The 12,090-nt window shown below is 55.3% G+C and carries 9 protein-coding genes; 7 read left to right on the top strand and 2 right to left on the bottom strand.

What is annotated here, in order from left to right; translation table 11 throughout:
- Positions 1-9: 9 nt before the first annotated feature.
- Positions 10-387, bottom strand: coding sequence for a RidA family protein (locus BUE18_RS16190; RefSeq protein ID WP_073477242.1), 378 nt, complete (start codon positions 385-387; stop codon positions 10-12).
- Between the two features lie 156 nt (positions 388-543).
- The gene (locus tag BUE18_RS16195) at positions 544-2,292 is read right to left on the bottom strand and encodes a hypothetical protein (RefSeq protein WP_073477243.1); all 1,749 of its coding nucleotides are present in this window, start codon (positions 2,290-2,292) and stop codon (positions 544-546) included.
- Positions 2,293-2,496: 204 nt separating this feature from the next.
- On the opposite strand from BUE18_RS16195, the gene BUE18_RS16200 reads away from it, so the two are divergent.
- The 7 genes from BUE18_RS16200 (at position 2,497) to BUE18_RS16230 (ending at position 12,001) form a co-directional block, all read left to right on the top strand.
- Positions 2,497-3,672, top strand: a complete 1,176-nt coding sequence (locus BUE18_RS16200) for a saccharopine dehydrogenase family protein (protein WP_073477244.1) — start codon at positions 2,497-2,499, stop codon at positions 3,670-3,672.
- Positions 3,673-3,713: 41 nt separating this feature from the next.
- Positions 3,714-4,844, top strand: a complete 1,131-nt coding sequence (gene nspC / locus BUE18_RS16205; protein WP_073477245.1) for a carboxynorspermidine decarboxylase — start codon at positions 3,714-3,716, stop codon at positions 4,842-4,844.
- 121 nt (positions 4,845-4,965) lie between these two features.
- Entirely contained in the window at positions 4,966-6,615 is a 1,650-nt protein-coding gene (locus tag BUE18_RS16210; protein WP_073477246.1) for an FG-GAP-like repeat-containing protein, read from the top strand.
- A gap of 116 nt (positions 6,616-6,731) precedes the next feature.
- Positions 6,732-7,646, top strand: coding sequence for a hypothetical protein (locus tag BUE18_RS16215; protein WP_073477247.1), 915 nt, complete (start codon positions 6,732-6,734; stop codon positions 7,644-7,646).
- Between the two features lie 150 nt (positions 7,647-7,796).
- Positions 7,797-8,546: a hypothetical protein gene (locus BUE18_RS16220; protein ID WP_073477248.1), complete on the top strand. Its 750-nt coding sequence runs from the start codon at positions 7,797-7,799 to the stop codon at positions 8,544-8,546.
- 63 nt (positions 8,547-8,609) lie between these two features.
- Positions 8,610-9,734: a phosphatase PAP2 family protein gene (locus BUE18_RS16225; protein ID WP_073477249.1), complete on the top strand. Its 1,125-nt coding sequence runs from the start codon at positions 8,610-8,612 to the stop codon at positions 9,732-9,734.
- A 734-nt stretch (positions 9,735-10,468) separates the two neighbouring features.
- Positions 10,469-12,001 (top strand): hypothetical protein, encoded by a 1,533-nt coding sequence (locus BUE18_RS16230; RefSeq protein ID WP_073477250.1) that lies wholly within the window; start codon positions 10,469-10,471, stop codon positions 11,999-12,001.
- The last annotated feature ends 89 nt before the right edge of the window (positions 12,002-12,090 follow it).

Genomic DNA, 12,090 nt, shown 5'->3' on the forward strand with positions numbered 1-12,090 from the left:
ATTTTCAGGCTATCCAGCAGCGGCCACAGCCTCGATTTCCACCAGCGCGTTTTTGGGCAGCCTGGCGACTTCAAAGGCCGCCCTGGCCGGAGGCGCATCCGAAAAAAAGGTTGCGTAAACCTCATTCATGGCGGCAAAGTCGCCGATGTCATCCAAATACACGGTGGTTTTCAGAACATTGGACAAACCGGTTCCGGCAGCCTCCAGGATGGCGCTCAGGTTGATCAGCACGGTTTTTGTCTGCTCTTTCACGTCCCCCGTCACTTCGCCGGATTCGGGATCGATGGCCAACTGGCCGGAGACGAAAACCAGCCCGTTGCATTTGATTGCCTGGGAATACGGCCCGATGGCGGCCGGGGCCTTGTCCGTGGATATTTGCTCTTTCATCGCTTATCTCCGCATTGTCTGGCGTTTTAAAATCAAAAGCGGCGCCGCGGCGTCTCTTCCCTGTGTTTCAGACAGAATTCAGACGCATCTCAACACAAATTTGAGTTTTTTGCACGGACAATGTGCATGGGCGAAAAGCGCCGCAACAAGGCGGGTTTAGTCAGGCTTGCCGGTTTGCTTGTTAGAGATCAAGGCAAACAAAGGGCGTGTGGAAAGGCTGTTTAATAAATCATCGCCTTTGGGCTTTAACTGCGCCCGCAGGTCCGGCCCCAATGCGCCGGCGCCGAAACGGCGAACAAGCCGGCCCTCCTCCATTTCCAATAAAATCACGTTTCCGGGCTTCAAAACGGAAGGCCTTACGTTTTCAGGCGGGGGGACGGGGCGGTCCCACAGAATTTCGCCGTTGGGCCTCTGCCGAAAACTATGGGAGATCCGGTAGTCCATGACGTACAATCGGGGAGGATCCTTCCACTCAGCAGGAAAGTCGTACATCAACTCCAAAACCAATCGATCCGTCCAAAAATTGGACCGGATATATTTTGCTTTCGGCAATCCTTCCTCCCGGACGAGAATGACCGTCCCCTCTTCCACATCGGGGCACAAGGCAATGGTTTGGCGCCAAAAACTGCGCTGCAGATAGGCGCTTTTGGCAAAGGACTCCTGAACCGTGGTGTGAAAGCAAACCAGTAGCGACAGATACGCGCAAAGGGCCAATATGCCGCCCCACCTCCCCTCGTAGGCTTTGCAGACTATCATGAAGAGCCAGGCCACGGCGGCGAAAACCATGGAAGACCCTACGGACGCCGCGATATGCACACAGGTTTCCCTGCCCGCCGTAATCATGGGCGGCCAGTACGAAAAAGCCAGCAAATAGCTGCAGAACCTCATGGCCATTCCCGTGACCAGCAGCCTGAAAATGCCCCGGTGATGGAAGGTTGTGTTGATTTGGAAGGAAAAATCAAGAACTCTCGACTTGATCTTAAAACCTACAATCCGGGGATCGATGTTTTGTGCGCGAACGCCGGCCTGTTGCAAGGCCATGGCAAGGGGGATCCCCATAACCAGAAACAAGCCCCCCATTAACGCTCCCCACGGCCTGACGGTCCATGCGCCGTCGAACATCCGGGCCGCATAACTCCAGATAATGGTAAGGGGCCCAATGGCCGTGGAAGCCAGAGCTTTGGCCGCCGCCTCCGGCAAATGGCCGGAGGCCAAGTCATTCATTCTGGCCTCATGGACCATAAGACGAACTCCTCCCGCCAAAGCCATAAGGGAAAAAATAATCAGAATGTGATGGGCCAGTTTCTTCATCCTTTGCCTGTCCCAGGGCTTTTTCAGCAGAGGCGCCGCAAGAAAAGGCAAGGCCGTGGGCTCGTAGGTCAGCAAGGCGCCGAGGATGACTACATAGGACAGCCAGGGGCGTTTCCCCGTGTAGATCAACAGGGCGGCCAGAAGGCATGTCACCCCCGGTTGAATCATGAGGGCGTGGGTCAGCAGGGGCTTGGTTGTGTCCGCCGGAAACAATAAAAAGCTGAGCGCTCCGAAAAAAGCCACGGCGCCTGGGGCCATCTTTTTCAGGAGGCTGAAAACAAGGACGGTGTTGAGGCAAATGATCGCCCAGGCGATCCCGTACATGCCCTGAAGCCCGGCCCATTGAAAGCCCAGATAGGCGAACACGCGGCCGAAGGAAAAATGCAGCGGCCTTGCCATGGGGCACTCCAGCCAGAGGGAGCGCAAAATCCCCCACAGGGCCGCCAGGTCCATGTCCAGGCTGCGGCCCATGACCGCATAATCGTCTTCGTAAAGTAAAAACCGGCCCGACAGGCTATAGTGGGCCGCCCAAGCGACAAAGCACAGAAAAAGCAAAGTCAGCGCAGTTCGGCGGTGCTCGGAATGGTGGTGCATTTCCCCCCCGTATCAGGATGAAAAGGGCTGCAAGGCCAGATTACCCAGCCCATCCTGGCGCGATTGTTTATCATAGGAATAAAAAAAACTCAACCAGGGGCTTTTGGGATTTGACCCTGCCGCCCCAATGTCGTATTTTAAAGATTTGCGGGTGGAGTCAAGCATCCCATGGAGTCATTTCAACCATGCAAGGAGGTCTATAACATGGCCAATGTATTGATAATCGGAGCGGGCGGAGTGGGCGGGGTGGTCGCCCATAAATGCGCCCAGGTCCCTGAGGTTTTTGAGCGCATTACCCTGGCCAGCCGCACCCTGGAAAAATGCGACGCCATCGCCTCGCAAATAGACAGGCCGATCCGCACCGAACAGGTTGATGCGGACAATGTGCCGGAACTGGCCGCCCTCATCCGGGAGATAAAACCCGACCTGGTGATCAACGTCGCCCTCCCCTACCAGGATTTGCATATTATGGATGCGTGCCTGGAAACCAGGACCGACTATCTGGACACCGCCAATTACGAGCCGCCGGACGAAGCCAAGTTTTGTTACAAGTGGCAATGGGACTACCAGGAAAGGTTCCGGGAGGCCGGCGTCATGGCCCTTTTGGGCAGCGGATTCGATCCCGGCGTGACAAACGTGTTTTGCGCCCATGCCGCCAAGGAGCATTTTGACGAAATCCATTACGTGGACATCATGGACTGCAACGCCGGAGACCACGGCCATCCTTTCGCCACCAATTTCAACCCGGAAATCAATATTCGCGAAATCACCCAAAGGGGAAAATATTTCGAAAACGGCCGGTGGGTGGAAACCGACCCTTTGTCCGTGCACAAGACCTTTGACTTCCCCGGCATTGGCCCCCGGGAAATGTACTTGATGTATCACGAGGAAATGGAATCCCTCACCAAGCATATTCCCAACATCAAACGCATGCGGTTCTGGATGACCTTCGGCCAGGAGTATCTGACCCATTTAAGGGTGCTGGAGAACGTAGGCATGACCCGCATCGACCCGGTTATGTTCGAAGGCCATGAAATCGTGCCTTTGAAATTTTTGAAGGCGCTGCTCCCCGAGCCCAGCTCCCTGGGGGAGAACTACTCGGGAAAAACGTGCATCGGCTGCATGATCGAGGGCGTCAAAGACGGGCAGCCTCGCAAATATTACGTGTACAACATCTGCGACCACGCCCAGGCGTATAAGGAAGTAAAGGCCCAGGCCATTTCATACACCACCGGGGTTCCCGCCATGATCGGCGCCATGCTTATGGTCACCGGCGTCTGGCGCGGGAAAGGCGTCTTCAATATGGAGCAGTTCGACCCCAGCCCCTTTATGGACAAGCTGAACATCCACGGCCTGCCCTGGACGGAAAAATTTCTTTAAGATGTCGCTCAAGCCCAGGCTTGCGCGACCCATGGAGCAAGATGAAATACAGCCTCGAAGCCCAGCAAACCCCGTGTTATGTGGTTGATGAAGCCTTGCTGGAAAATAACCTCCGAATCCTGGACCGGGTTCAGAAGCAGGCCGGCGTGAAAATTCTCCTGGCTTTGAAAGGCTTCGCCATGTTCGGGGTCTTTCCCTTGATCAGGCAATATCTTCCCGGCGTGACGGCCAGTTCCCTCAACGAAGCCCGCCTGGGGCGCGAGGAGTTCGGCGGCGAGGTGCATCTTTGCGCCCCCGCATACCGGGAGGAGGAATTCGGCCAAATGCTGGACTGTTGCGGCCATGTGGTTTTTAATTCCTTTTCCCAAAAGAACAAATACCTGGCCGCGGCGCTTAAAAAAGGCGTCCGGTGCGGCCTGCGGATCAACCCGGAGCACCGGGAGGTGGAGACGGCCATCTACGATCCGTGCGGCCCCTGCTCCCGGCTTGGGGTCGCCCTGGACAATTTTCAGGATGGAGACCTGGAAGGGATCACCGGGCTTCATTTTCACAATCTGTGTGAAAAAGGGGCGGACGCCCTGGTTCGAACCTTAAAAGCCGTGGAGGAAAAGTTCGGGAGATGCATCAGCTCCATGGAATGGATCAACATGGGCGGGGGGCATCATATCACGCGCGAGGATTACGACCTGGAGCTTCTGTGCTCGACTCTCAAGGCCTTTAAGAAAAAATACGGGGTGGAGGTTTACCTGGAGCCGGGAGAGGCCATTGCGCTTAATGCGGGGGTCCTGGTCGCCAGCGTCCTGGACGTTATGCACAACCGGATGCCCATCGCCATTTTGGATGCCTCGGCGGCCACGCACATGCCGGACGTCCTGGAAATGCCCTACCGGCCGGAAGTGGAGGGCGCAGGCGCCCCCGGCGAACTGGCCGTCACGTACAGGCTGGCCGGCCCCAGCTGCCTGTCCGGGGACGTGATAGGAGACTACTCTTTCGGCGCCGAGCTTAAGCCCGGAGACCAGCTCGTATTCCATGACATGGCCCATTACACCATGGTGAAAAACAACACCTTCAACGGCATCAATCTTCCATCCATCGCCGTCCGAAAAAAAACCGGAGAAATTGAGGTCTTGCGTACATTCACTTATCAGGATTACAAAAACCGCCTATCCTGATCCCCTCTCTTGCAAAGCATTTTAGGATTCAGTATAAGGTCGGAATCCCCGGTTGCGGGATCATTAATTATTGGCGTGCGGGCGCTTCGTCCGGAAGCCGACAGTAAGGAGAAGGATTAATATGGCAGGAAAAATCAAGACAAGGCCTATTTACAAAGCAGGGCTGGCCGCCCTTTTGGTGCTGATGGCTTTTGCAGGCGTGTTGTACGCCCAGGAACCGGTCAAGGTTGCCATAATGCCCTTTACCATGAACGCAGACAAAGACCTTTCCTTTTTGCAAAGCGGCATTCAGGACATGCTCACCACCCGGCTTGCCTACGAGGGCGAGGTTTCGGTGGTTGAAAAAAAGGCGGTCCAGGAGAAGGTCGCCGCCCTTGGCGACAGTGTGGACAAGGATAAGGCCCGGAAAATCGGGGCGGAGCTTGGAGCGGACTTCGTCCTGTTCGGCAGCCTGACGGTTTTCGGCAACAGCGTTAGCCTGGATGCAACCATGCTGGACATGGAAGGGCAAAGGCCGCCGGTGACGGTTTTCGAGCAGACTCAGGGTATGGACGGGCTCATTCCCCGCGTTAATGATTTCGCCATGGAAATCAATGACAAGATCTTCGGAAGAAGCCCCGCCCCCGCGGCGCAGCAAACCCGGCCGGCCCCCGCCGTTCCCAGCACCCACGCCCATCCTGACACGCTGATACCCAGCCTGTCCGACGGCGGCATGGTTGACTCCACCGGGATGCAAAGCAACTCCTCGCCGTTTGTGATGACCGGATCCTCCGCGGGCAAGTTCTGGAAAAGCCCCAACATGAAAATGGATGTCCAGGGCATTGCGTTAGGGGATATTACCGGAGACGGACTCAATGAAACCGTCATACTGGGTCCCCACAGCATCATCGTCAAACGCATGGAACAGGGCCGCTTTGTCAATGTTGCTGAATTCCAGGGAGAGCGTTACCAAGAATGCTTTTGGGTGGACGTCGCCGACATCAACGGCAACGGACGGGACGAAATTTTTGTATCCGCCGCCAGCGGACACACCCGGCGCGCGGAATCCTTTGTCATGGAATGGAACGGAACCGCCCTGGAAATGATCGCGGAAAAACAGCGCATGTACTTCGCCGTCCTGCGCACCGCCGGCCAGGAGCCTGCGCTTTACGGGCAACGCCCCAGCAATGTGGAGCCCCTGCTTCCCGGCGTCTATCCTTTATATTGGGAAGGCGGGGAGTATGTAACGGGACACAAGGTCAACGCCCCGGATTACGCCCAGGTTTTCGGCGTCAACTTTGTCAAGGTGGGGGACGTCCAGACGCTGAGGCCCATACTCTATAATAATGACGACCATTTGCGCCTGATCAACGCCAAAGGCAAGGCTGAATGGAAAGGGGATGAATCCTACGGCGGAAGCCACAAACACCTGAGGCTGCCCGATTCCCAGAGCAGGGTCTATCTCAGGCAGCGCATTGTGACGGCCGATCTGAACGGAGACGGCGTGGGCGAAATCATCGTGAACCAGAACACCGGCTCCACGGGCAAACTCTTTGAAAGATACCGCAAATACACCAGCGGCTCCTTTGTCTGCCTGGGATGGGACGGTCTGGGTTTGGCGCCCCTTTGGCACACCCGGAAAATTTCAGGCTACCTTGCCGACTTCTTCATGGGCGACTTTGACAACGACGGCCAGCTTGAGCTGGTAGGCGCCGTGGTTTCCGGCAACGCTATTTTAGGCGGCCAGGAAAAAAGCTCGCTCATCGCATATGAATTGAACCTGGTGCAATAAATCCGCCCCCCGGCAATACGGCCAACGCTCCTTCAAGCCCTGCAACAGGGCTTGAAGGGGGGGAGTTCTTCCGCCGGCGGTTTTAATCCGCTCATAACGGAAGCAGAAAGAAAACTATGAATATTATTCATATTGGATTGCCCAAATGCGCCAGCACTTCATTGCAGCAGAATCTTTTTTCCCGCCATCCGGACATCTGCTATTGGGGCATCCCCTGGCATGAGGAGCGCCTGGAAAACCTGATGGCCTGCATGAGCTATTATGACGCGTTGGATTTCGCCAATGTGGACGCAGCCATGCCCTTGCAACAGGAGAAACCCAATGTGATTTCCTATGAGCGTTTTTCCAGCGACTTTAACGCGGATCGGCTGGAAGTCGCCAAAAGGCTTTATCAGGTCTTTGGGGAATCTGAAATCCTCCTGGTCATCCGCAAGCAATCCGATCAAATGGAATCCCTATACAAGCAGTATTTACGGGGCGTCCCCCATCACCGCAAATGGTGCACCTTTCAGGAGTACATAGAAGCATGCTATTGCCTGTTTCACTGGAACGATCCTTTGATGCGCGCCAGATTTTCGGAGTTCGCCCACGTGACCACAACCAATCGCCTGTCCATGATGCTGAGCTGGAACCTGGCCAATATGTATTCTGAATTGTTTGGAAAAGAGCACGTGAACATTTTGCTTTTTGAGCAAATCAAAGAGGATATGCCCGGCTTTGTCAGTCAATTGTGCAAGATAATCCCCATGGACCAATCCAAGGCCCAGGCTTTAATGAGCAGGCCGAAAAAACAGGAAGCCATGGATCGGGGCGCCTATCTCACCAAGGGCCCATTGGCGCCGCTCGCCCGCATGACGCCCGGACCGGCGAAAAAGGTTTTGCGCCGATCCCTGAAAGGGTTTAATCAAAAAATGGAGGTCACCTGGCCCGAAGGCTGGAAAGATAAAATTGATGATCTTTACCGGGAAAACAACCGAAGGCTGACGGCTGATTTCAATCTGCCCTTGCAAAGGTATGGGTATCGATTATAATAACGCCTTGGCGCCTGGATTGTTCAAATGGACCCTGACGGCCGGAAAACACTTTGTATTCTGAGGCGGTCCGGCATGCACGGCGGGGAGCTTAAGTTATCAAAACGTCTTTTTCGTTGAGAGGGCGTTTTTTGGGGATGGGGATTTGTTATGGGACTGGAAAAGGTCAACCTGACGGGACTTCAAGGGAAAACGCCGGATTTCATGAAGCCTGTCATCCGCCCTTTTGCACGCTGGATGTTCTTTTTTTGCGCCCGCCTGCTTCGGGAGTGCTATCCGGAACAGGACGCAAGGTTGTGGTCCAACCGGGAGCTGAAAAAATTTGCCGACCTTTTTTCCGGCGACATCATCAATGTGTCGGGATGGAAGGACGAAGACAAGGAAGGCGGTTTTTACAGCGACTATTTTACGCAAAAAAGCTCATACACCGTGAGCAACGTGGGCCGCGGCGCCAGAGGCTCGCGGGGCGATTCCCTGGATCTCACCCTGGATCTTGAATCCCCCCTGCCCCCGGAACTGCACCAAAAATACGACGTGGCCTTCAATCACACCACCCTGGAGCACGTCTACGATGTGCAAACATCCATCGGCAACATATGCAAGCTGTCCAGGGACATCGTCATTGTGGTGGTCCCGTTCCTGCAAATGGTTCATTGGGAGCCCGGATCCTACGGCGATTATTGGAGATTCACCCCCTTTGCCATGGACCAAATGCTGCAAGAAAATGGATTTCATACACTGTATGCAAGCCATAATGACAATCCGTTGCACGCCGTTTACCTGTTCTATGTCGCTTCCCGCCGGCCGGAAAATTGGAAGGACCGTTTTCCGCCCCGGACGGAGTTCGACAGGACCAACGCCCCGGGGACGCTGGCTTTTCGGCATATTGTAAAATCATGATCTCCCAACAACCGCTTCGGCGGTTTAGCCGCGTCAGAATGTGAATGCAGAGGAGCAAGGACCATGCCCGCCGGCCCAATCAGGGCGTTTATCAACCTGAAAATCCTGGCTTTTTTTTGGCTGACCGCAGCCCTTCTCTCCGTGCTTGCGAACCTGAACGGGGCTCTGGATATTTTCCTGGCCTCCCTGTTTTACACGGAAGGCCAGGGGTGGAGCGCCGCCGGCGCGGCGCCCTGGACTTGGCTGTATCATTGGGGCCCGATTCCGGGCATTGGCCTGGCCCTGTTTTGTTTCGTCGGGGTGATTGCAGGCTTTTTCAGCCCGTCCTGGGCCAGGATGCGCAAACCCTTGCTGGCCGTATTTCTTACAATCGTCGTGGGGAGCGGCCTGATAGTCAACGGCGTTTTAAAACCTTATTGGGGGCGCCCGCGTCCCAATCAGGCGGCGGAGTTCGGCGGCCTGATGGATTACCGCCCCCCCCTGTCCCCCGGAATTCCCGGCGCGGGACACTCCTTTCCAAGCGGACATGCCAGCATAGCATTCGCCCTGATGGGATTGATCGCCCTGCGCAAAACCCGCCCTCGAGCGGCGGGGTTAGGCGTGGCGGGGGGCATGGCCCTGGGCGGACTGGTCGGCCTGGCGCGCATGGTTCAAGGCGACCATTTTTTCTCCGACGTGGTTTGGAGCGGAAACATCATGTTTCTGACCGCAGTGAGCATGGATTACCTGGTTTCCGCCCCCTCCCTGTTTCGCCGATGGAAAAACATAACACGCTCCAAGGTATGCGTTTTTTGCGCCGCCCTTATCCTGTCGGCCGCGGCATCGTCGCTTTATTATGTTCTTGTGCACCGGGCCCCGTATTACGAAAGCCACTCTCAAGGCCTGGGCCTGGGCAAACAGCGCGGCCCCGTGTATATCCACCTGGATGAACCATACGTGGACGCTCAAGTGATTTTTACCCAGGATGGCAGGCAGGGAGAGCAAGGGCGAGTGCATGTCACCAGTTGGGGATTGGGAGAAAGAAACGCCGGCGTGGCCTTGAAGGAATACCGGGAAGTGAAGGACGGCGCGCTGCATGTCCGGTGCACCATAGTGCGTTCCGGCCGTTTCGCACGGCTCGACCATAAGGTGATCCTGGCCCTGCCCCCGGCTATGAAAGGGCAATTCAACATTCATTTTGTGCAATGAACATGCAGTCCGTCAAGGGGCTTTGAAAGGCGCTCCCATGCTTATTGTCTCAATTTGGGCGCTCCCCCGGAAACATTTAGCCCGATAAATAGAGCGTCAAGCGCGATTTTGATTATTTTTTTGTAAAAAATTCTTGACATTGTAGGTCTCTTCCGCGTAAAAAATCAAACTAATTAATGAAATACGCAGCCTTTTCGCCGCTTCTGCAAAGGACGAAAGGTTTTTCCGGGCGAATCATTTCAATAAAATCAGACAGTTAAACAACCGGAAAATGGTGCATATTTCAAGCCGATTTTGAGGGATTCGGGGGATTCAGCATTTCAAAATCCTGATCATGGGGCGCAGCCAAGGCGCTTTGGCAAAGGCCTAATGCAAATCGGCGGACGATCCAATTTTTTCAAGTAAGCCAAAAAACTGTTCGCAGCATCTCTCATTAAGCGGGAATGAATCCGTCATCTCAGGACGAAAACCCTTTTCCGCGAACCGTGCAGAGATTCAAAAAGCGAGGGTTCGTTAGGATTTTCCGGCAATCCAAGGGTTGCCGTTAATCAGGCCTTAAACGTATTTTGAGGGATCTTTTTGGGGTCCCGGGAGGGGCAAAGGAGATAACAGGTCAAAATTGGGGGTGACATCCCGGTGGGCGCTGATTCTGAAGGGGAATCAGCGAAGTAGCGCCAGAGAGGAAAAAGAAAAAGAGAAGTTAAAAAAACACCCAACTTTTAGGGGGAAAACAGATGAAAAAGATTTTTACCATTGCTATGGTTATCGCTCTGGTGGCAGCATTCACCCTGCCCGCCATGGCCGAAACCAAGTTCAGCTTCAAGGGCGCCTACCGCGTCCGCGGCTTCATGCTCTCCAATCCCAGCCTGCAGGCTGACCAGGCCGCGGTTAAGGCCACCGGCACCTTGGGCAAAGAAACTTACACCGCACCTATCCTGGCAACCGGCGAAGGCCCGTCCCAATCATGGATGGACATGCGCTTCCGTATGGAAAGCACCTTCACCGTTTCCGACCGTCTGGCCGTCGTGACCCGTTTTGACGCCCTGGACAACAAAAGATACGGCGATCCCGACACTGTGGGCACCAGCGCTAACATCGACTGGGACCGCGCTTACATGGTCGTCAAGACTGACTTCGGTAAGTTCCAGGCTGGCCGCATGGCCGGCGGAACCTACGGCAACGTGTTCCTGGACACCGAAACCGAACGCGACCGCGTCCGCTTTGACACCATGCTGGACAAATGGGTCATCTCCCTGATCTACGAAAAACAGGTGGAAATCGATGGTGGAACGCTCTGGACCGACTCCGATGCTGACGTCTACTACGCAGCAGCCACCTACCTGTCCGAAGACCTCCGCGGCGGTCTGCTGGTTGGTTACGGCAACGTAAAGGCTTTCTCCGACCTGAACGGTTTGCAGGCCTATCAGTATGCTGTGGCTCCTGGCGTGACCCTCCCGCTGCCCTACGACTCCAGCCTCCTTTTGGCCGATCCTTTTGTGAACGCCAACTTCGGCGACTTCAACGTCTCCGCTGAAGCTCAAATCCGTTGGGGTAAATACGCGGAATTTGATCGCGACGTTTACCAAAGCGGCATCACCATGATTGACGCTTGGAGAAAAAGTGCTGGTCTCGGTCCGCAAGGCGATATTGACTATGACGCCTATGCATGGAACCTGGAAGGCTCCTGGGCTTCCGGACCTTTTGGCGCCGAAATCGGCTACGCCTGGGTCAAGGGTGAAGACGATCCTTACGACGACAAATACGAATCCGTGGGCGGTCTGGGCGATGACTGGGGCAAAGCCTTCATCCTGACCAACACCGACTCCGGCTTTGAGGCTACCCTGGGCGGCCACGGCGGAGCTGCCGCCGCTGGCGCCACCGCTGGCAACCTGTCCTCCGGCTCCACCGCCGCTCTGAACGGCTGCAAGATGTTCTACCTGGGCGGTTCTTACTCCCCTATGGACAACCTGACCATTTCCGCTCTGTTCGCCAACTCCAAGTCCGAATCTCCCGGCTACGTTGGATACAGCACCACGCTTGGCGCCACTGGCAACGGCGGAGCTCCCCTGCCGAAAGATGCTCGCAACTTTGCTTCCGATCATGGTTCCGAGTATGACTTGACCATCAATTGGGACATCTACGACAACCTGAACTACACCTTCATCGCTGCTTTCTTGGACGTGGGCGATTACTGGCAGTTCGGCAACCCCTACAGGGAACTGGAAAACACCTGGTGCTTCTGGCAACAGCTGCAACTCTCCTTCTAAGATTTTCTTAGCAAGGCGAGCGTAAGCTCCAGGCAGTAATACAAAGCCCCGGGCGCAAGCCCGGGGCTTTCTTTTTGTTATCAGCGGTT

Origin of the sequence: Desulfatibacillum alkenivorans DSM 16219, from assembly GCF_900142135.1 — a bacterium.
Lineage (GTDB): Bacteria > Desulfobacterota > Desulfobacteria > Desulfobacterales > Desulfatibacillaceae > Desulfatibacillum > Desulfatibacillum alkenivorans.

Excerpts from the sequence above, each read along its gene's own strand:
- BUE18_RS16190 (WP_073477242.1), bottom strand. The coding sequence starts at position 387 with ATGAAAGAGCAAATATCCACGGACAAGGCCCCGGCCGCCATCGGGCCG.
- BUE18_RS16195 (WP_073477243.1), bottom strand. The coding sequence starts at position 2,292 with ATGCACCACCATTCCGAGCACCGCCGAACTGCGCTGACTTTGCTTTTT.
- BUE18_RS16200 (WP_073477244.1), top strand. The coding sequence starts at position 2,497 with ATGGCCAATGTATTGATAATCGGAGCGGGCGGAGTGGGCGGGGTGGTC.
- nspC (WP_073477245.1), top strand. The coding sequence starts at position 3,714 with ATGAAATACAGCCTCGAAGCCCAGCAAACCCCGTGTTATGTGGTTGAT.
- BUE18_RS16210 (WP_073477246.1), top strand. The coding sequence starts at position 4,966 with ATGGCAGGAAAAATCAAGACAAGGCCTATTTACAAAGCAGGGCTGGCC.
- BUE18_RS16215 (WP_073477247.1), top strand. The coding sequence starts at position 6,732 with ATGAATATTATTCATATTGGATTGCCCAAATGCGCCAGCACTTCATTG.
- BUE18_RS16220 (WP_073477248.1), top strand. The coding sequence starts at position 7,797 with ATGGGACTGGAAAAGGTCAACCTGACGGGACTTCAAGGGAAAACGCCG.
- BUE18_RS16225 (WP_073477249.1), top strand. The coding sequence starts at position 8,610 with ATGCCCGCCGGCCCAATCAGGGCGTTTATCAACCTGAAAATCCTGGCT.
- BUE18_RS16230 (WP_073477250.1), top strand. The coding sequence starts at position 10,469 with ATGAAAAAGATTTTTACCATTGCTATGGTTATCGCTCTGGTGGCAGCA.